The organism is Porphyromonas pogonae, from assembly GCF_036320655.1.
Taxonomy (GTDB): Bacteria; Bacteroidota; Bacteroidia; order Bacteroidales; family Porphyromonadaceae; genus Porphyromonas; species Porphyromonas pogonae.
This window is the reverse complement of the sequence record NZ_CP143258.1, coordinates 1,659,557-1,678,890: the sequence shown is the minus strand read 5'-3', so window position 1 is coordinate 1,678,890 and position 19,334 is coordinate 1,659,557. Positions and strand designations below refer to the sequence as shown.

19 protein-coding genes are annotated in these 19,334 nt (G+C 37.4%); 6 read left to right on the top strand and 13 right to left on the bottom strand.

Going from position 1 to position 19,334, the window contains the following annotated elements; genetic code table 11:
* Positions 1–92: 92 nt before the first annotated feature.
* The 4 genes from VYJ22_RS06525 to VYJ22_RS06510 all read right to left on the bottom strand — a co-directional run bounded on the left by VYJ22_RS06525 (position 93) and on the right by VYJ22_RS06510 (position 4,395).
* The gene (locus VYJ22_RS06525; protein ID WP_329903113.1) at positions 93–1,358 is read right to left on the bottom strand and encodes an MBL fold metallo-hydrolase; all 1,266 of its coding nucleotides are present in this window, start codon (positions 1,356–1,358) and stop codon (positions 93–95) included.
* On the bottom strand, positions 1,355–2,290 hold the full coding sequence (locus VYJ22_RS06520) for a helix-turn-helix transcriptional regulator (protein WP_329903112.1): 936 nt from the start codon (positions 2,288–2,290) through the stop codon (positions 1,355–1,357). The genes VYJ22_RS06525 and VYJ22_RS06520 overlap by 4 nt, the downstream gene beginning before the upstream one ends.
* 32 nt (positions 2,291–2,322) lie before the next feature.
* Positions 2,323–4,026: an ATP-binding protein gene (locus VYJ22_RS06515; protein WP_329903111.1), complete on the bottom strand. Its 1,704-nt coding sequence runs from the start codon at positions 4,024–4,026 to the stop codon at positions 2,323–2,325.
* A 141-nt stretch (positions 4,027–4,167) separates the two neighbouring features.
* Positions 4,168–4,395 (bottom strand): hypothetical protein, encoded by a 228-nt coding sequence (locus VYJ22_RS06510; RefSeq protein ID WP_329903110.1) that lies wholly within the window; start codon positions 4,393–4,395, stop codon positions 4,168–4,170.
* Between the two features lie 65 nt (positions 4,396–4,460).
* Between VYJ22_RS06510 and VYJ22_RS06505 the strand changes: the two genes are divergently transcribed.
* The gene (locus VYJ22_RS06505; RefSeq protein WP_329903109.1) at positions 4,461–4,640 is read left to right on the top strand and encodes a hypothetical protein; all 180 of its coding nucleotides are present in this window, start codon (positions 4,461–4,463) and stop codon (positions 4,638–4,640) included.
* 179 nt (positions 4,641–4,819) lie between these two features.
* Here VYJ22_RS06505 and VYJ22_RS06500 read toward each other — a convergent pair whose 3' ends face one another.
* The 5 genes from VYJ22_RS06500 to VYJ22_RS06480 form a co-directional block, all read right to left on the bottom strand.
* The gene (locus VYJ22_RS06500) at positions 4,820–7,276 is read right to left on the bottom strand and encodes a DUF262 domain-containing protein (RefSeq protein ID WP_329903108.1); all 2,457 of its coding nucleotides are present in this window, start codon (positions 7,274–7,276) and stop codon (positions 4,820–4,822) included.
* Positions 7,277–7,282: 6 nt separating this feature from the next.
* Positions 7,283–9,085, bottom strand: a complete 1,803-nt coding sequence (locus VYJ22_RS06495) for a DUF262 domain-containing protein (RefSeq protein ID WP_329903107.1) — start codon at positions 9,083–9,085, stop codon at positions 7,283–7,285.
* A 10-nt stretch (positions 9,086–9,095) separates the two neighbouring features.
* Positions 9,096–9,587: a 3'-5' exonuclease gene (locus tag VYJ22_RS06490; protein ID WP_329903106.1), complete on the bottom strand. Its 492-nt coding sequence runs from the start codon at positions 9,585–9,587 to the stop codon at positions 9,096–9,098.
* Between the two features lie 80 nt (positions 9,588–9,667).
* The gene (locus tag VYJ22_RS06485) at positions 9,668–11,098 is read right to left on the bottom strand and encodes a relaxase/mobilization nuclease domain-containing protein (protein ID WP_329903105.1); all 1,431 of its coding nucleotides are present in this window, start codon (positions 11,096–11,098) and stop codon (positions 9,668–9,670) included.
* On the bottom strand, positions 11,088–11,438 hold the full coding sequence (locus VYJ22_RS06480) for a plasmid mobilization protein (protein WP_329903104.1): 351 nt from the start codon (positions 11,436–11,438) through the stop codon (positions 11,088–11,090). The genes VYJ22_RS06485 and VYJ22_RS06480 overlap by 11 nt, the downstream gene beginning before the upstream one ends.
* Before the next feature lie 1,006 nt (positions 11,439–12,444).
* On the opposite strand from VYJ22_RS06480, the gene VYJ22_RS06475 reads away from it, so the two are divergent.
* From VYJ22_RS06475 to VYJ22_RS06455, 5 genes are all read left to right on the top strand, one after another.
* Positions 12,445–13,221 (top strand): ParA family protein, encoded by a 777-nt coding sequence (locus tag VYJ22_RS06475; protein WP_329903103.1) that lies wholly within the window; start codon positions 12,445–12,447, stop codon positions 13,219–13,221.
* A complete protein-coding gene (locus tag VYJ22_RS06470) occupies positions 13,221–13,715 on the top strand; it encodes a DUF3408 domain-containing protein (RefSeq protein WP_329903102.1) in 495 nt (164 codons plus the stop codon). The genes VYJ22_RS06475 and VYJ22_RS06470 overlap by 1 nt, the downstream gene beginning before the upstream one ends.
* Entirely contained in the window at positions 13,715–14,302 is a 588-nt protein-coding gene (locus VYJ22_RS06465; RefSeq protein WP_329903101.1) for a hypothetical protein, read from the top strand. Before VYJ22_RS06470 ends, VYJ22_RS06465 begins: the two co-directional genes overlap by 1 nt.
* A 209-nt stretch (positions 14,303–14,511) precedes the next feature.
* Positions 14,512–14,787, top strand: a complete 276-nt coding sequence (locus VYJ22_RS06460; RefSeq protein WP_329903100.1) for a helix-turn-helix domain-containing protein — start codon at positions 14,512–14,514, stop codon at positions 14,785–14,787.
* Between the two features lies 1 nt (position 14,788).
* Entirely contained in the window at positions 14,789–15,082 is a 294-nt protein-coding gene (locus VYJ22_RS06455) for a helix-turn-helix domain-containing protein (RefSeq protein ID WP_329903099.1), read from the top strand.
* 307 nt (positions 15,083–15,389) lie between these two features.
* Here the strand turns inward: VYJ22_RS06455 and VYJ22_RS06450 are convergent, their stop codons facing one another.
* From VYJ22_RS06450 to VYJ22_RS06435, 4 genes are all read right to left on the bottom strand, one after another.
* A complete protein-coding gene (locus VYJ22_RS06450; protein WP_329903098.1) occupies positions 15,390–16,202 on the bottom strand; it encodes a KilA-N domain-containing protein in 813 nt (270 codons plus the stop codon).
* 148 nt (positions 16,203–16,350) lie between these two features.
* The gene (locus tag VYJ22_RS06445; RefSeq protein ID WP_329903097.1) at positions 16,351–16,635 is read right to left on the bottom strand and encodes a hypothetical protein; all 285 of its coding nucleotides are present in this window, start codon (positions 16,633–16,635) and stop codon (positions 16,351–16,353) included.
* Positions 16,632–17,855 carry a site-specific integrase gene (locus VYJ22_RS06440; RefSeq protein ID WP_329903096.1) on the bottom strand — a complete coding sequence of 408 codons (1,224 nt, stop codon included), beginning with the start codon at positions 17,853–17,855 and terminating at the stop codon, positions 16,632–16,634. The genes VYJ22_RS06445 and VYJ22_RS06440 overlap by 4 nt, the downstream gene beginning before the upstream one ends.
* Positions 17,856–17,874: 19 nt before the next feature.
* A complete protein-coding gene (locus VYJ22_RS06435) occupies positions 17,875–19,104 on the bottom strand; it encodes a site-specific integrase (RefSeq protein WP_329903094.1) in 1,230 nt (409 codons plus the stop codon).
* Between the last annotated feature and the right edge of the window lie 230 nt (positions 19,105–19,334).

Sequence of the window (19,334 nt, the reverse complement as noted above, 5' to 3'; positions counted from 1 at the left end):
TCCGCTTCACTTTGCATAAAATATAAAGAGCGACTTAACTTTCACAAAGGTACAAAATTAACATCAACAATAGTCGTTTTTATCTGTGATTTTTATTTTATTTCGACAGTTAAATCTCCTATTGTAGAACTTTTGAAAATGACTTTAGATTTCTGATCTAGGGTAATTGGTAAATCTAAATATTTATTTGAGTGTTCACTGTGAATCGGTATTATACATAGCCTAGGATTTGTGAGTTCACAAACTTCTGTAAGGCATTCTCGAGATGCGTGCCCGCTAGTGTGTAACTTGCGTAAGTTCGCAAATTTAGAAACAAAATCAAGGCATTCTCGTTTTGCATGGCAACTCGAAGTATTTATATATTCACCCCACATTGAAAATATTACAACTGTATTATTTGGATTGATTTTTGGCAATAGCTTATCGACCCAATATCCAAATTTATCGGTACAGCGTACCAGCATTGTAAATCCGTTATGCCAGATATCTGCTTGTTTGCTTTCAAATGTAACCACATCTCTAAAATTAAATAGATCAGTCTTGATTTTGCCTGCTGTTTGAGAGAAAATATCGAATATGTCTTTCTGAAACTCGTCACAGATAAAGGGGGCTTGTGGACGAACCGCTCTATGTGCTGCATAAATGCTTGTCAACCTCTCTAAATCGGTTGAAGAGCAAACTACAAAGCAGTTTTTATAATCTTTCATAGTATGAATAAACTCCTGTTTCAATTCATTCTCATGCCGAACTTGTTCATCTCTACGAGATAGCATCGTCCCTTCGGTTATCAAAATATCAACTTGTCTGATGTGTGTTTTAAGAACTTTCGTAAGCCCTTTACCAAAATAGCCATGATCTCTGAAATCGCCTGTGTGCAACACCCGCTTGCCATCAGCTTCTATCAGAAGCATAAAAGATTCATACGCAGAATGGCTCACAAAATAAGGCGTAATGATAATATCGCCAACGATAAACGTTTTACCTCCGCTCATCGCTTTCATAAGACTGATTGCCTCTACTTCCTGAGCAGAAAGTTCTTTTCGCCCTTTTATTTGCCCTAACTTCCTGTGTTTGCAGAGTGCGACTTGTTGTGCTGTCTCCCCGATATATTGATCTTTGTCTTTAGGGACAAGGTTAAATAACCCAATGTGATCACCATGATAGTGAGTATATATTACTGCATTGATTTTGGATGTAAGTTTCTCAATTTCTTCTTTTGTTGCGAGAGGGTCATTTATATTACCCTCGTTGTCAGGCAAATTTTGTCCCAAGTCTATCAATATACGAGTATTATTTGTTGCAATCTCCGTAATACTTCCCCCAATCTGGTCTATGCCTCTATGAATTGTTATTTTCATTTTCCGTAATTACTTTTTTGCTCATTAATAATGGCAATAATCTCTTCTCTGAACCAAAGAGGAGAGATAACCTCCACTTCTGCACCATGTGAAAGTAACTCTTGACGAAAGTCGTATGTTGGCTTAATATAATAACGGAAAACTGTATAATCTTTAGTTTGCTCTATCATTTCTTGCGAGTGATGAAGTGGAAGTGATTCTAAATACCGATTCTTTTTATCTCCATTAAAAACTTTTATAGCAACAAATTCTGCTTTACCGTAATTGCTGATACCAAAGCTGTTTATAAAATATTCTTCACCATCAAAATCCTTAGGTAATGCAAATTTATTTTCGGTGATTTGGAGTGACTGCACACGATCAAGCGAATAAATACGTATCTCCTCTTTAGCACTATTACCAACTACATACCATCGCTGTTTGAAAACTTTTACACAGTAGGGATGAACCTCAAACGTGTGTGGTTTGTCATGCCAATAGTTTTGGTAGACTACCTCCACAGTCAAATTATCACGCATAGCCTCAATAATAGGAGTCAAAAACTGCTGCCCGCTCGGAATGTGTTCAAAGAGAATTCTATTTTTCAGTTTATGACTTTCATTGATCAGGTTATTTACAGCAAATGTATTCATTAGCCATGAGCGTACACCTCCACGTTTCAAATCATCGGAATTTTCTATATAGTAGACATAGCCATTTTTCTTATCACACTCAATATTTATATCAAACATCTGCTCAATAGCTTTGCGATGGTTGTGAAACGTACGCAATGGAATATCTTCGCCTGATTCATTTAATATTGATCGAGACCATTTATCATTAATAGCCTCAAATGTAGTCTTGCCTGCTTGATAAACTGTGTCAACAAGCCAAACGTAACGATTAAACAGATTTGCAGTATTCTCTTTTGATGAAGTTCTTCCTTTTATCATATTATCTAACGTATTGAAAATTTCTAAAATTGTTATATTCTAAAACCAATGCGTTGTCTTTCTGTTGCTTTATACAATAGCTCTGACCTACAGTAGCTATGCAATGTCTCCAACGTAGGTTCTACTCCGCCAATAATGACATCAACTGTTCGTTTACGAGCGACATTTTCAATTTGCCCTCCACTGAAATCATAACTACGTGCCAATTCTTCAGCATCAGCATCTGATAAAGACATTATTGACTTCCATATTGATTGCTTAGCTTCCAATGTGGGACGTGAAAACTCAATTTTGTATAAAAATCTTCGTTCAAAAGCCTTGTCTAAATTTTGAGTAAGATTTGTAGTTGCAATCATTATCCCATCAAGAGTTTCCATCTCCTGAAGTATAATATTTTGGATTGAGTTCTCCATCTTGTCAACACCTCTTTGAGCTGCCTCTTGACGGATGCCAATAATGGCATCAGCCTCATTAAAAAGAAGAATTGGAGCAACCTCATAACTACGCACGTATTCCCGATATCTATCGAAAAGGGCTTTTATGTTTTTCTCACTTTCACCGACCCAACAGCTCTTTATTTCAGAAACGTTGACAATCATAATATCTCGTCCTGTTTTCCTCGCAATTTGATATGCAGTTTCTGTTTTTCCTGTTCCAGGAGAGCCATAGAACAGACAGGCAAAACCTTTGCGCATACCGCTATCAGATAGGCGATTTTGAATATTTTGAAAGTTGCTATTTTGAAGTAAATTCTCTAGCTTGTTAATTTGTAATGTTTCGCTGGCATTATAGTACAGTTCTTTAGGGGCAATAGTAGTATGCAATAAAAAATCTCGCATCGGCTTCACTTCAATATCTTTCAACTTGTAGTCAGATAATAATTCTTTTTTTGCTTTTGAAGTTAGTTTGAAATATTCGTGATTCTCAAATCCGCCATCGTTGATAAATTCAATTAAATTATAGCCATTTTTCATCAGTAAGTGCTCTCCACGCCCCATATCTCGTTTGGTAACCATCTGCGATCTTTTATCCCCAAGAAGGTCAATAAAGTTATGAAATCCAACCATATTATCATCATCATTTACAAGTAGAGAGCAAAATGTAATAAGAATTAGAAAGTTGTCAGAATCATGATGATATGGACGTACTTTTTTGCAAAATTCGAGGTGTTGATTTTGCTCTATAATGTAACTTAAATCATCAATGATAGTTCGATATGAACACTCTCCATCATCACGCAATTTAATTAGTTTTTCAATTGTAATAAATAATGAATCTTTGTCTAAATTGATGTATTGGGTAGGAACATAAGGGGTCTCCTTGCGAACTGCTTCAATAAAATCGCTTGGTACACAGAATTGGCAAGTTTTATCATTCTGCCTAGCACGGATATACTTCTTTTCTACCAAAATATCAATATCATTCATCATTCTTATCATAGCGACATTGGAACAATTTACAATTCGAGACAGTTCTTTTAGTTCAATGCGTTGGTCATCGCTATTGTTAATGAAGAGCGAAATCAAAACTGACTGTACAGGTGTAAGCTCTAAAGTTTTGCTAACATATTCACTGTGAGTCTTAACTGTTCTGTAAAACTCAGCCGATAGTTTTGAATCTTTTGCTTGATCTACAATTTTTTCGATATGACCCATAAGGTCTAAAGTTACTTCTTGTTTTCTCCTATTCGCTTTCTTACAAGTCTCATTCTGAGGAATGATTTCTAACTGTCTCATATGCATTTTTGTTATTATGATACAAAGATACGGCTGCGTTATGCTAAATAATGGCACATGTAAATGAATAGTCTAAAAAAACTGCTCATTTGAGCAGTTTTGAATCGAGGAGCAGAAATGGTTGTAAAATGCAGCTTCCCATTAACCGAGTTTTTCAACAGTCCAATTTCCCGCAGATTTGTAGCTACGCGAATTATTATCATCGAATCCTGCACGAATAATTGCATTTTCTACATCTTTCGCATCTGGCTTAGGTATAGAGTTTGATGCTACCTGAAGTACAAAACCTTTAGGTATTTTGCCCATTTGTCTTGTGGCTGTTAATTTATATGCTGGCATAACATTAATGTTTGATTTGTATTTTTGCATACTCTGTATGGTTTTCGGCATCGCCATTGTGTTGGGATTCGAAAGCATCTTGTGGATTCATTCCAGTGACTAAAAACGAATTTGGAAGTCGAATCCGCTTACCTTTCTACAATGCAGGAGCATGCTTGCCTTTACCTGCACCATTGGGAGGCCTAGAGCAACTCGATGCCGTTAATGAAGAAAGTGAGGAGAAAGACTGCCCACAGTATTTGCAGGTATATTTCGCCTTCTCACTCCCTTCATAAAGTTTGTGTTTGCCCTTGCCTGCTCCGTTAGGATGACGCGAGCAACTTGATGCCGTTAATGAACTAACTGACGAGAACTTTTGTCCGCAGTATTCACAATAAAAATTTGCCATATTATTTCGAATTTATTTGTTAATATATTGCACAAATATATATAGAGGTTGTGCCTAATCATAGCACTATATTAATAGAGATTCTAATATATCTTCAATTTCTTGATGGTTACTCGATGGCATCTTGTGTACTTTGCAATTATTCTCATCAGAGGTTCTCCATGACATTATTTGATATTCGCCTAACCATTCATTTTCCGATGTTGCTATAAATTGCAAATGAATTTTTCTATCTTCCCGGTTGAAAATAGCCGTAAACGGAGTTGCATCGTTGGTCGAATCAAGATATGTGTCATTCTCATTCTGCTTAAATTTCAAGTGCCAATAAAAAGTTCGAAGCTCTTTGTGTCTTGATGACCAGCGAGTTTTACTCAACAAAGCAATATCGCCATCCCCTTTTTCATCATCCCAATTCCACCAACTAATTTTCTTGTCATATAGTTCATCATAAATCTGAGGAAATTCAATAAAACATTTTCGCCAATCTGTTGGAATATTATTCTTTATGTATGATTGACATGAATCTTCAATATTATGATGACCATCCAGTACATCTATGAGTAATTTTATATTTTTTGCTTTATCCTGTTCTCTAAGATATCTTTTCCAACTCCAATCACGATTTTTGTCAGTATCATATACGAAACAGTTGTTTAGTAAATACCATTGATCAATACACATTAAGGTATTATTGAACAAATGTTTATTTGATAGTTCTCGTATAATACCATTATCGTCAAAAAAAGAAGATATAACAACCATATATTTCTCAAATACTTTTACATCCCCTTCTGACCAATCAAGCAAAAATCGTATTTGACCTAAGAAATATTTATGTTCTTCTGCCTCACGAATAACTTTGCTCCATTTATCTCCCAATACAGGATCTGAAATGAATCTCGCTTTAATAATTTCCTCGTTAATTTGGTCATTATTAAAACCACTTAAGCTTTGTAAATGACAAAGAAATGAAAGTATAGTATTATTAGGATTTTTGCGGTATACCAACTCTGACCACTCATCAATAACTTTAATTGACTTATAAAAGTCATCCCAAGTATTATAATAATATGTATTGGTATTTGTTGATAGATTTCGAATTATACGCATCCATGAATTTAATTCTATTTTCATTGCTTCGTTATTGACTATGTGTTCTGCTTTGTGATATTCACTAAATTTTAACAACGCATAATACTGAATACGAGCATCATAATCAATCTTTTCATCTATAAAAACATCAAATAGGTTTTGTATTTTATGTTCAAACCAAACACCATTGATTATTTCTGATAGTTCGTGCTTCTCATCATTAATCCTATATATTACATTTGCAAATGTTTTAATAATAAAATCGAATAAGGAGTCATTAAAAAACTTCGTTTTACATAAAAATGGCATCAATTGGAGAATATCATTTCTGACTGAATATTCCCGAATCTTATCTATGAGATTTTCTCCTTCGTGAAATTCAAATGGCAATATTCGGTTCAACTCCACAATCTTTAGCAACCCATCCTTATCCGAAAATTCGTTCACATTTATTGGATTATCTATAGAATATAGATGAAAAACCATCATTCTTTTAAAAAACCTCAAATAGCCATTTTCAACAGAATTTACGTAAACTACTTCATTTTCCGATTTCCCATGATCACTTAGATATGGTTTTGCCAATCTATTCCAAAATATATCAATCCAAATGCTATCTACATTGTTTCGCCATATATCTTGAGTCTCTTGGTTTACATCATTTTTTCGCATTTGCTCTTCCAAAGTTGATTTGAAAATGTCAAATTGCGACAGCTCTTTACCTCTGGCGTTCATTTTCACATACAATTCATCTGTAAGAGCAAATTGTTCAAGCGGCAGCAAATGAAATAATATTTTTCCATTTGCTAATTGTTCCCAAATTTCAACTAGTTTTGGATTCTCAAAACCACTAGCTCTTTTATCAAGTTCATCAAGCATTATCAACATTGCTTTCACTGTAGGGTCTTTGTGCCAAGACCACTGGAACCAAGATTGATTTTTTATTATATCAGATAGCTGTTTAGGCTTGCTATTGCTTCTCTCATTTTCTGTATTTCGTATTGCTTTTAAATCACTAGATGAATGAGTCACCAATGCATTACAAAAATCTTTACTCGAAATCCTTGTCTCATAGGAAAACTGAGAATAACAGGAGTTTCCATCAATTGTAAATAGAAGTGATTTCTTCTCTTGAGGAATAAAATACCAGTGTAATAAAAAAAGTGTAGTTAAACGTTGCTGCCCATCTAATGGTGTAAAAACTGTGTCATGAGTAGAGCCATAAATAAAATCAAGTAATAAAGGTTCATTATCACTTGAACTTAATGAATCAAATATTGAGGATAGAAAGCTGTCTCTTATCTCGGAAGCTTTATTATCTAATCTTCCCTGTGCGTAATCTCGCTGAATCTTAGGCACTAGTATTTTAGTGTTTCCTATTAACTCCAAAAATGAAATACCTTGTTGCATTGTATTGTTATATTTTTCCATAGTCGCTTATTTCAAAATAAAATCAATTGTTTGATGAATTGCTTGAATGTATGCTTTCCTATCAACATCTTCCCAACTATTTTTCCATTGTGAGTTACAATCGTCATTAGGAGAATAGTATTTTAAAAATAAATTTTTCGTACACACAGGAATAAATACTCCTTTTATATCATTTTCTATTATAATTTTTCTTTTGGTTGGGAAAAGCGCATTACCATATCCTCGATTAGTACCCGAATCCAATAGTGCTAAATTATCAAGAGTATCTTTTGTGTCATTATCATTTTTCTGTACAACTTTTATAATTTTATTGTAAAGTTCTTGGAATTTGCTCCCTTCATCTTTATTTTTCTCTCGCAAAGTGATTATAAGAGCTTCAGCCTCCATTTTCAGTTCAGACCAATTTGTGGCATCACTAACTATATTCGGTATATAACTAAGCCATATTATTTTATCCTTTACCTCTTTAAGTGGGTTATCTTTCTGAGAACCAACGTGCTCAATATCCCAATCATTTAATTTATACAAGTCAAATGGAAATTTGTAATACGTAATGAAGTCAGTATTTCTTGCATTAAGGTTTTGATATCTTTGTTGTCTTATAGATGTTTCTATGTTGAAAAAAAGTAATAATCGCTTGCATTCCATATAATTTTCAGAATAAGAGAAACCCTCAATGTCAGACTTATTATAGTTTAAAATATTATTTCCTATTAGGTCTTGAAGCGTTTTTATTGTATCTGATTTTGATTTGTTTTTACATTCATTGTAAACAACTCGAATAGTAATTCCATTAGAAACTAAATAACCAACATAATGATATATCTCACTATTCTCAAACCAGTAAATAAATGTTTGATAAATCTCTTTGACCTTTTGCCATGCTTCAGTAAAATTTTCAATATTATTATTTATCCAAAATTGGTCATCTGAACGGTCAAAAAGACTTTGAAATCTTCTATAAGCAAAATCATCATCATCTTTATTATCTTTCTCAGCAAGAAAATCAAAAATTAGGTCAATGCGAGTTGATGGATTATAGTTTTTATTTGCCAAAAAATACCAAAAGCTATTATCCTGCAGACGGCTCTCTATTTCGTTCCACTCATAAACTAGCTCTCCGATATTTAATTCCTCTACCTTTTTGTCATTTTTGTATTCTTGCGTTTTCAATACAAAAAGAGCCTTTATTAATTCTGCATTTGTAAGTTTTATTTTTCCTTTATTTAAGTTGTTAAATATTTTGATGGAATCTATGTCTTTTTCACTATCTGCCACATACCATATAATTTTCACTTGAGGAATATCTTTGCTCCTATTAAAAAGCACTTTCTCTAAAGCTGAATAGTCAATCTCCTCAACTCTATCTTCAAACCACCTATTAATGAAAGCTTTAGCTTGAAATACATGAAAACTATCAATATCAGCATATTTATCTGGTTTGCTGAAATCCATTTTCCCACGTGTATGATAGCTGATTCTATACATTATGGAGTTAACAACAAATGGAGTCCTTGATCCATCTTTAATGAAATTTAGAATTAACAATAACGTTGTTAATCGTTGTTGACCATCAATTACAACCCAATTATTATCTTGCCTCTTTACTACAATTGGTTGTAAACAGTAAAAATCTGTTTTCTTTTTTTCATCATCCCTAGCGAAATCCCAAATATCTTTAAGCAAATCTTCCACTTGTTTTCTGTCCCATCTATATCCTCTTTGGTATGAAGGGATATGAAAATTATGCTCTCCATCTAATAACTCGGCAACAGGTTTTAATCTAAATTTTGGATTAAGTTCACTCATAATGTATATATTACAAAATTTTTATTGCTATCATTGCACATGCCTCGGCATCGGCTAAAGCATGGTGGTGATTATCTAAGTTGTAACCTATGTGGTTTGAAACAGTGTGAAGTTGATGATTGGGAAGCTTTGGAAAACATTTACGTGAAGCTCCAAGTGTACACCTAAATTCATAATTAGGATACTGCATATTGTAATGTTCGTAACACTTGATAAGATGTGGCTCGTCAAATCCCTTGTTGTGTGCCACAAGAAGTAATCCTTCAATCTGTGAAGCTATTTCAGCCCACACTATTGGGAAAAGAGGTGCATCTATTGTATCCTGAGCCGACAAACCATGACATTCAGTTGCCCATCCCGAATAATAGTTGGGGTACGGTTTGACAAGACTATAAAATGTATCTGTGACTACGCCATCACGAACAATAACCACTCCAACACTACATATGCTGGTGCGATGGTGGTTAGCTGTCTCAAAATCTATAGCTACAAAATTTTTCATTATTCGAAGATAATCAATATTTTGCTACAAAGATACATATATGGTATGCCAAATAGATGCATATCATGTGTAAATATTTTTTACAATTGTCTTCCGCGCTTTTTCTCAATCTTTTTCTTTTTCGGGAGTGTGGGTTGCTGTTCTTCGGTTTGAGTTGGTTTTAAGTCAAATAACCCACCCAAAGCAGAAGCAGCATCAGACAACGTGTTGCCGATACTATTCCCTGTATCTGAAAGCGATTCAGCCAACGATTGAGTATTCTCCAAAGCTGGTTGAATAGGTTTATTTATGGTTGCCTGCCCCACACTCTGCGAAGACGATTCCGTTGCTGTTTGTGTGGTTTCGACTGCTTTTATTCTCGGATCACCCCATGAGAGGCAATATTCGGAATCGTCCACAAGTTTGTAGTTTTTGAGCAGTTTGACAGCATCATCCTTTAACGCATCAGGTTTCCATAAGTAAGGATGAGCCAGTTGTCCTTCATACCATTTTACAGTCGCTTGAGCAACACAACCTGCTTCGATCAGCCGCTTATCCATTCTGCGCATTTCGTATTTGCCATACTTGACAAATTCATCCGGGCGGTTTTTGAGAGCAAAGTATCTACTCTCTTTATCATCTGAAAACACATAACCTGAAAAAGATTTTCCTTTACTGTTGGTCATATTTTCAAGGAATACAAAACCATTTTGTTTTATTTTATCGTGTTGTTCAACAGTAAGTTGTAGTCCAAATATACGTGGCGTTCTAGGTTGTTGCTCTTGCAATCGGACTTTTTCTTGATGTTGTCTCACAAACTCCATCATAGCGCAAAGCTTCTTATGACTGAACAATTTGTCTACCTGTGAGCCTTTAAACGAACATCTGTTCTTAGAGAATGATACTCCCTCGACTATATCCGTTCCTCTGCGGAGCTTAAACTGCATAGTTACTCCATAGGGTTTCAGTAGCTTTTCGAGGGTTTTGTAGTCGGGACTGTTGACTATTGTTGCCCTGATTGCATCGTAAATTTGGTATTTTGCCTTGTCGGGGTGATTTAGTTTCTCACATTTGACACGCTCTTTACCCTCCCCATAAGTTAAGCCATGCTTATCTTTCAATCTTTTACATACTTCAATGTTGCGCTTGTAATCATTATTGACTGAAATCAATTTTAGGTCATTGTCGATTCGGTTGTACACAATATGCAGATGGTCGTTGTCGGTATTGTGATGACGAACGACTATGTACTGTGTATTGCCGATTCCCATCTCTTCCATGTACTCTTTTGCTAATTGCAGCATAAACTCATTAGTCATTCGGGGTTTATCTTCAGGCGCAAACGAGATAGGAATATGCCCGACAGGTTTGGCGATTTCGCTTCGCATGGAACGCTGCATGGCAAAGCCTCGGATAATGCTCTCGGCACTTTCCGCCAGCACTCCTTCGGCTTCCAAAAGCTCATGTTTATCATTCAAAACATAGCGAACGCAGCCCTCAAACCCTTTCCCTTTTATGTTTTTAGCGATCATTAAACAATGTTTTTATCCATTCCAATACTACCATAATTTCGTTTCCGACATGAGTAAACCCTGCCTGGTTTGCTCGCTTGGCTAGTTGATTCAGGTTGTTTGCTTCACCTGAAAGCTTACGCATCAAGTCTAATTCTTCCACCGTAAAGCGTGACTTTACACCTCCGTTCAAGGTTATTTCCCGTGCATATTGTGTAATGGTTAGCTCTACTTTCGTCGCTTTTTTCTGTATTATTTCATAGTCGGTAGCGGTTAATTTGAGATTAATTGACTTGGTGAGTTTGTCATCTGCCTTTGGCGGACGACCTTTCGCTTTCTTCTTTTCTGTGCTGTTGTCCATAGGCTTAAGAGTTAAAAAGGACAACTGCAACTTACAAGACACTGACCATCGGGAAGTGTCGAAAAAGCGTACCGAATCCTACCGGGTACGTCCCAACCGAATGCCCCAAAGTTGCGACCATCGGGAGCGGCAGGCTTCGGTTTCAGACGACCTCTCCGCAGGCAACCATCGGGCGCAGGAGGAGAGGTCGTCAGCCTCGCAGAGCAAGGTTTTCGAGAAAACTCAAAAGAGCCGGCAGGCGAATTTTGGGTTACCCGAAAGATTACCTTGCTCCTAAAACATTCGAAAAAAAACGAATGCGTCAGCGATTCGATTTTTTGAGTCTTGAAAACGTTAAAAGCAAAATCGTTTTCAACTATTCGGATAGAACTAAAAGCCGATAATAATCTTTTTTCTTCGTTCATGGTCTGATATTTTTAGAGATTCAGACCACGAAGAAAATAATAATTCCGACTGATATTCAATAATATATATCAGTCGGATTCTTGTGCTTAATAGTGCTGCACATTGCTTTTTCGATAGGAAAATAATCGGTGCGTACTGCTCCGATTTGCCTACTCGAAAAATGACTAATCAAGCAAGGCATTTTTGTTATGGAAAGATTCGGGCAAACATCCAGAAACAATTGAAAAGTATCGGTGACTTGAAATTTCCCACTGCAAAACACTTCATAAAACCGCAATAGAATCCAACTTTATTTATTGTAATACAGAATGTTATACATTCGCGATTGAAAGTTTGAAAAACTTAAAATAGGCTGATTCTAAAATTAGGAAAACATATCAATTTCAATATGTCTGTAAAATTTGAAAATCTGTTGTTTTTCCGAATTGATATTTTTTAAGCTGTTTTTCGGTTTTGAGAAATTGAAAATTATCAAACTTGAAAACTTGGTAGTTTGGTAATTTGAAAACAAGACAACTTGAAAGTAATCAAATTTTCCATCAAAAATTAAAGCTTGAAAAACTTATAACTATCTATATGTATTATTCTAAAATTTGAAAAGATGAAAAAAGAACCTTTATTTATCGCTTTCTCCACCCAAAAGGGCGGTGTAGGCAAAAGCACCTTTACTGTGCTTTTGGCAAGCTATCTTCACTATCTCAAGGGGCTGAACGTAGCTGTAATGGATTGCGACTATCCGCAATGCAGCGTTTATGAAATGCGTAAACGAGAAATTCGCCAGCTGGAGACTAATCTACACTATCAGTCCAAAGCCATCACCCTGTTCGATTCGCTCGGCAAGCAAACTTATCCGATTGTGTGCGCTAAGCCCGAAGAGGGTATTGACAAAACCCGCGAGTTCCTAGCAGGCGAGTCGACAGACTATGATGTAGTGTTTTTTGACCTGCCGGGAACTATCAACAACGATGGTGTAATCTCGACCTTTATGTCAATGGATTACGTTTTTGTTCCAATGGCTCCCTCTCGGATGTCGATGGAAAGTACACTGTCGTTTATTATTCCTGTCCACGAACTGTTGACAGAACATAAAGATTTAAACCTGAAAGCGATCCACCTATTTTGGAATCGTGTGGACGGCCGCATCAAAAAAGAGTGGTTAGAGCATTACGAGGGAGTTATCCGCCAATTTGGGTTAGCATTGATGCAGACCTCCATTCCTCAATCCGTTCGCTATGACAAGGAACAATCCATTGAGGGAAGCGATGCAGTCTTCCTGTCAACGATCTTCCCTGCTGACAAAGTTCTGCTCAAAGGCAGTAATTTGGATTTAATGGTCGATGAGATTTGCGATATTATCCACCTTAAACCTCAATTATAATGGCAACAGAAAGTAAATACAAGGAGCTGCTGTCCAAAGTGCATCAGGGTGTGCCATTGGAAAAACCTGAGCAGAAAATAGTGAAAGAAGAAGTGGAAAAACCTGCTGATGTGATTGTAGATACCCCAATAGTTACAGAAACGGAAACAAAAATAGTTGAGCCTGTCTTAGAAGTTTTAGAGGCGGAAATAGCGGAAACTGCGAGTACAAAAACACCGATAGAGCCGTTGGCTAAAGTTTCCGAAAAGCGCAAGCGTAAACCACAAGTAGATTATCAAAGCCTGTTCTTTAATCGGATTGATTTCACACATCGAAAACCATTGTATATAACGGCAACTACTCATAGGCGGCTGATGCGGATCGTTCATCTGATGGACGAATCGAAAGCCACCATCAGCAGCTATGTTGAAAATATCATTCTGAATCATCTGGAAACATTTAAGGAAGATATTGATACCATTTATCAAACCAATAATATAAACCCGACTGAATAATGGAAGCATTTGTAAAAGTATATGTGCTGATAAGTCTGTGGTTTTGGTCGGGGATGCTCTTGAGTAGTTCACTGCGTAAAGCTTTTGGAGAAATGCATCGGAGGCTTCTAAAGAGAATCTACAATGTTACTTTAGGGCAAGCAGTCAAAGCATATAAAAAAGCAGTCGCTTCAATAAAAGGTAAATTCAAGAAAACTAAGCTTTACGTGGAGGACAGAACTTATAATCTGCGAGCTAAAGTCGCTAGTTCATTATTAAGCGAAGAGCAAATCGGAGAGTTGACGCAGAAGAACTTTATAAACGCGATTTCAAGGGCACAGCAGATGGATCAGGGGGATTCGGGAATAGTTTATGAGGAGTTTGTGCGGTTGACACATCTGATTAAGGGCAAATCCATTGACAACGAGGATAAAGCTATTGCCATAAAAACAGCGTTCAAGCTAAGTGATACCATTTTACTACAAGATATTATCACCAAAATGCCGAAAGCTCAGGAACGTATCTTACTGGCATTTGAACAGGCAGAGGGGAACGCACCCTACGATTCCATCAAAAATGAGGAGTTCAGAAAGTTTATTCGGGAGTAAATTCATATTGAGTATTTCTAAAAAACAGTCTTTGATGAAAAATTGAGGGCTGTTTTTTTGTAAAATCACCGAAAAATGAGATGATTTTGTCTCTTTACCAACGCCACAAGCTGCCAGAAGATACAGGCACTTGATTTTTTGCTATTTAGCCGATTTTTTGTATATATATTTGGGCATCGAAAAAAATACAAATCTAAAAAATAGAGAATATGGAAGTAATAAACATTGAAGCCCAAACTTTCGAAGCGATGATGAATCGCTTTGAAGCCTTTGCTAAAAAAGTAGAAATTTTATGTGTAAGCAAAGACAAAAGTCTCCACTGCTGGCTCGACAATCAGGATGTATGCCAGATACTCAACATCTCAAAACGTACCCTGCAAACCTATCGGGATAATGGCACGTTAGCTTATTCACAAATAAATCACAAAATCTTCTATAAACCCGAAGATGTGGAACAAGTCATTAACAAACTAAAACAGAAATAATATGAGCGAAATTATCACAAAGGAGAACGAAAAAATCAAAGGCTTCTTTCACTCCATCGAACGAATGCTGGACTGCATCGAAAATTTTACCAAAGGATACCGACCCACTTTGAGAGGCGAGCGATTTCTTACTGACAAGGAAGTATCCGAGCGGTTAAAAATCAGCCGCCGATCGCTGCAAGACTACCGCACAAACGGTCAAATCCCCTATATACAGTTAGGAGGAAAAGTATTGTACAGGGAAAGTGATATTCAGAAAATGCTAGATAGTGGGTACAAGGAGGCATTCAGGTAATGCACTTCATCCCGACACTGCTCCTGCCTGCTTATTTTTTCTCTTTTCAATCGGTAAACACCCTCTTTACTAACGGAGAATAAATAAGGCAACACTTTTTCGGGAAATACGCTCGCCTGAAAGAAAAAAAGAGGAAGATTTCCCGAAAAACCGCTTGCGGCTTGGTGTTGACATTTTATTCCCGTTGTAGAAATTTGTGCCCGATTGAAAAAGAAAAGGATTTTTGCTAAAAATCTTCTCTACAACAAAAGAGCCGACTTCAGAAGTAATTCCGAAGTCGGTTTTTAATATTATTGTGCAATTTGCTTTATTTCAACAGTTTACGATTCTCAACTTCATGCAATACCCGCATTTGTTGGATAGCAATTTGGTTGAGTTTTTGCAATCGGTCAGATTGTGGTATCTGTTCATTTATCAGAACCGCATTGATATTTTCCATATTAGACAAGCAAATCAGTTCGTTAATGGTAGCATAATCACGGATATTGCCTTTCAATTCGGGATTTGCTTCTCGCCATTGCTTGGCAGTGATACCGAAAAGAGCCATGTTCAGCACATCGGCTTCGCTGGCATATACGATTGATATTTGCTGCGGAGTCAACTCTTCAGGAATCAGGTTATGCTTTACGGCATCAGTATGGATATGGTAGTTGATTTTAGATAGTTCTCGCTTGGCAGACCAACCAATTTGTTCCTGCTCCTGTTCTTTGAGGCGTTGGAACTCGGTAATCAGATATAATTTGAAAGGAACACTGATAGCAGAGCCAAATTCAAAGGCGATGTCTTTGTGGGCATAAGTCCCTCCATATTTACCTTTTTGTACAATGATACCGTTTGCTTGCGTTTTCTCAATCCACTCAGAAACACTCAGCACAAAACTAGGTAAACCTGCTTGGGTTTTAAAGTGGTCGAATTCGACCACTTTAAAATTGGGATTATGTATTGTTTCCCAAGTTCCTAAAAATTCAAGTGTATATCTATTTCGTAGCCAATTTTTAATGATGTCGGCTGCCCGACTTCCACTCTCTTTGGCATTCGCCATATCGGTTAACGAAATATAGTCAGCATTATTTTTCTGAACAACAGTTATTTCTGTTTCCTGTACTTTTATTTTAGCCATGTTTTGTTCTGTTTTTAATTGTGGCGAGTTCGCCACAATTAGATTTTACAAATTTAGTTGAAAATATTGATACTCTTTCAGTTTAGTATTGAGTTTTGCAAATAAAGCATCATTGTTTGAGGCAAATGATCCTCTGTAATCCTGTGAGTTATCCATTTTCTGAAAGCATCCGCTTTAGCCACTGCACCCGAAAGGATAAAGCAATAATCATTTCCAAACCGTAATACTCAGGATAAACTTTTGAGCCTTCACACGTACAACTTATCGAATAGTCACCATCGGCAGCACCCGATTTCTCTATGGCTCGAATCATTCGCTTTGCAGTCTGATAATAAATGCCGAACAGGTCAGCAATTTCTGCAATATTCATTCTTGCTTCACTTGCAACAGTTACTTTGCCGTTATCGGTAATTGTAATTTTTGCTCTTTTCATGATCTTTCGGTTTGAACTGCGTTATTTTGCTTTAATTTTCTTCGTTTCATAAGCCTGTCCATATCCTCCGAGATCTTATCGTCTGTTACTTTGGCGTAGCCTTGCGTGGTGGAGATGTTGGCATGCCCCATCATCTTGGCAATGCTTTCAATAGAGATACCCGCTGAAAGTAAGAGAGTTCCGAATGAATGTCGGCTCATATGGTGGCTGAGATTCTCTTTAAAGCCCAGTGCAATACCAACGGAACTGATCTGAAACCAATTTACGTCCCGATTCTTGGGCAATGGAAATATGGGAGTACTGTCATCAGTAGTATTATAAAGTTTGAGAATTTGCCGGGCTACCGGATGTAAAGGAATAAATGCTTCCACATTTGTTTTTACTCGTTTTTTACGGATATACAATCTTCCTTCGGATGTCTTTCCGATATGTCTCGGATAGAGACCTTGTAAGTCCACGTAAGCCAAACCGCAGAACGATGAAAATATAAACGCTCTGCGGGCAAGCTCCTGAGCTTCGTTCGGCATCGGGCTCTCCATTATCTGCTTAAGTTGGCTGCGAGTAATATGGTGCAGCTTGGGCGGGTCTTTCTTTTCATACTCCACCTCTTCCAGCGGGTTTGCCCGCAGTACCTCTTGATCAACGGCAATATAGATAAGTCGATTCAGCCAGCACAGATGCCTGTTGGTGTGGCTCAAACTGAAACCCAATTCTCTTTTACAAAATAGTTTAAATGATTCCCCGAACTCTTCGGTAATAGCCTCAAATGCAATGTCTTTTTTCTCTCGGGAGCAAACAAAGGCTTTCAGATTTTGTTGTGTGAGCTTGGATTGGCGGTAGGTAGAAGTCGATGCTGTCTCCAGCGAGCGCAGCCTGAGCTGTTCGAGTTCGGCTTCGCCTGCTTGTAACAGCATGGTCGGAACAGAATTTACTCCGACCAGCGTATTCTTAAGCAGCTCCGCACTGATAATGCCCTGTTCTTTAAGGATGGTTTCGTAGGCTTGCTCAATGCGATTGCGAAAGGCTGCAAGCTGGTGATTAGATTTTTCTTCCTTGACTTCTCCTTTCTTGGCATTCCAATCTTCGGGATTGCAATAAATACCTGTTGTAAGAGCGGTTTGTTTGCCGTCTACAGTTATCCGGCATAGGACAGCGGTAGTACCGTCCGTTTTTATTTTGTTTCTGTTTATGTAAAACAGTATGGTGAATGTACTTCGCATTGTATTTTTGTATTAAATGTTAAAGAATTAATATTAAATCCTGTGTTGCTTCGATATACCTATCCATGTCTTCAAAGAGTTTTTTCGGGGTAACACGGGCATATATTTGCGTGGTGGTAATATTGCTATGACCAAGCATTCGGCTGATGGTTTCAATGGGTACACCCTCTTCGAGCGTAACCAGAGAAGCGAAGGAATGTCTTCCGGCATGGTAGACCAAATCCTCCGTCATACCGGACAACACCCGCAAGCCTTTCATATTGGCTCGCAATGTAGCATAGTGCTGTTTCGGGAACAGCGTTTGCCGACTCTCGTCCTTATACTTTTCTATTAGGGCAATGGCTTCGGGTAGTAGTTTGACCCGTCCCAACAGCTCGTTTTTCTTTCTCCGGTATTTGAGCCAAAGGCTTCCTGCTTCATCTGTAAAGATATTTTCCTGTGTTATGGAAACGGTATCCGCATACGATGTGCCGGTATAGCACGCAAATAGAAACAAGTCACGTGTAATGATATGGGAAATTCGATTTTCGGGGATCTCCAAATCCCGTATTTTCTCGAAATCTTCCCTACTTAATGCTTTGGGAGTGCTCTCTTTCTGTTTGGGCAGCTTATAGTGGACAAAATGGAATTTCTCAGAGTGTCCCTCTTTGTAAGCGATTTTGCAGACTTTTTTCAGCAAAGCGAGGTAATGGCGCAGGGTATCCATCGCCAATGATTTATCCACTAAAACAAACTCTTGAAACTCGCGGATAAATTGCTCGTTGAGCTGTCCGAAAGCAAGGTCGGAAGCGTTAAACTTCTTTTTGATAAACTCCGCCAAAGCTCGGCGAGTATAGGTGTAAGTTGGGAGTGTTCCTGCCGCACGGTCAATACCTATTCGGGCTTTTAGTTCGTCAGTAAGACGGTCAAATAGCCGGAGGAGTGTCATTTGGGTATCAACACTGCCCTGAAATTGGTTCTTAACATCTTCAGCTGTGAAAGCTTGTTTACGCTCTATCAGCGCATGGTAAGCCTCATTAACAGCAAGCAACAACCTATCCAGCTTGGCATTGGCGGTTACCGCCTCACGACTTTTGCCGTTCAAGCGGCTTTCTCGGGGATTCCAAAGCGAGGGAGTACAGGAGAGTTTGCAGCTGAACTGCACCATCGTCCGTCCGACAGTGATGCGACCCATGATGGGAGTTTTGCCCGACTTGTCGGGAGAGCTTTTTTTGAGGTAAAGCATAACCTTGAATTTTTCTGTTTTCATAACACTTATAATTTTATGGACTTTGTCGTCAAATATCTGACGACAAAGTTACCGGTTATATAAGTGCTCTTTGATATGCAAAATGCTGTGAATCAAAACAAAAGAACCCGAATCAAGTTCGTTGTTTTGCTGTTAGTTACCTGTTTTGTTTCGGTAACAACCGAGGTAACGAATTGGTAACTGAAATACTGCTGTATTTTGCAATATTCTACTTTTTAGCAAAATGACAA

Bases quoted from the DNA above. Each gene is read 5' to 3' on its own strand.
- VYJ22_RS06500 (WP_329903108.1), bottom strand. From the start codon at position 7,276: ATGGAAAAATATAACAATACAATGCAACAAGGTATTTCATTTTTGGAG.
- VYJ22_RS06510 (WP_329903110.1), bottom strand. From the start codon at position 4,395: ATGCAAAAATACAAATCAAACATTAATGTTATGCCAGCATATAAATTA.
- VYJ22_RS06440 (WP_329903096.1), bottom strand. From the start codon at position 17,855: ATGCGAAGTACATTCACCATACTGTTTTACATAAACAGAAACAAAATA.
- VYJ22_RS06460 (WP_329903100.1), top strand. From the start codon at position 14,512: ATGGAAGTAATAAACATTGAAGCCCAAACTTTCGAAGCGATGATGAAT.
- VYJ22_RS06485 (WP_329903105.1), bottom strand. From the start codon at position 11,098: ATGATCGCTAAAAACATAAAAGGGAAAGGGTTTGAGGGCTGCGTTCGC.
- VYJ22_RS06495 (WP_329903107.1), bottom strand. From the start codon at position 9,085: ATGAGTGAACTTAATCCAAAATTTAGATTAAAACCTGTTGCCGAGTTA.
- VYJ22_RS06480 (WP_329903104.1), bottom strand. From the start codon at position 11,438: ATGGACAACAGCACAGAAAAGAAGAAAGCGAAAGGTCGTCCGCCAAAG.
- VYJ22_RS06445 (WP_329903097.1), bottom strand. From the start codon at position 16,635: ATGAAAAGAGCAAAAATTACAATTACCGATAACGGCAAAGTAACTGTT.
- VYJ22_RS06520 (WP_329903112.1), bottom strand. From the start codon at position 2,290: ATGATAAAAGGAAGAACTTCATCAAAAGAGAATACTGCAAATCTGTTT.
- VYJ22_RS06470 (WP_329903102.1), top strand. From the start codon at position 13,221: ATGGCAACAGAAAGTAAATACAAGGAGCTGCTGTCCAAAGTGCATCAG.
- VYJ22_RS06490 (WP_329903106.1), bottom strand. From the start codon at position 9,587: ATGAAAAATTTTGTAGCTATAGATTTTGAGACAGCTAACCACCATCGC.
- VYJ22_RS06435 (WP_329903094.1), bottom strand. From the start codon at position 19,104: ATGAAAACAGAAAAATTCAAGGTTATGCTTTACCTCAAAAAAAGCTCT.
- VYJ22_RS06450 (WP_329903098.1), bottom strand. From the start codon at position 16,202: ATGGCTAAAATAAAAGTACAGGAAACAGAAATAACTGTTGTTCAGAAA.
- VYJ22_RS06465 (WP_329903101.1), top strand. From the start codon at position 13,715: ATGGAAGCATTTGTAAAAGTATATGTGCTGATAAGTCTGTGGTTTTGG.
- VYJ22_RS06525 (WP_329903113.1), bottom strand. From the start codon at position 1,358: ATGAAAATAACAATTCATAGAGGCATAGACCAGATTGGGGGAAGTATT.
- VYJ22_RS06455 (WP_329903099.1), top strand. From the start codon at position 14,789: ATGAGCGAAATTATCACAAAGGAGAACGAAAAAATCAAAGGCTTCTTT.
- VYJ22_RS06475 (WP_329903103.1), top strand. From the start codon at position 12,445: ATGAAAAAAGAACCTTTATTTATCGCTTTCTCCACCCAAAAGGGCGGT.
- VYJ22_RS06515 (WP_329903111.1), bottom strand. From the start codon at position 4,026: ATGAGACAGTTAGAAATCATTCCTCAGAATGAGACTTGTAAGAAAGCG.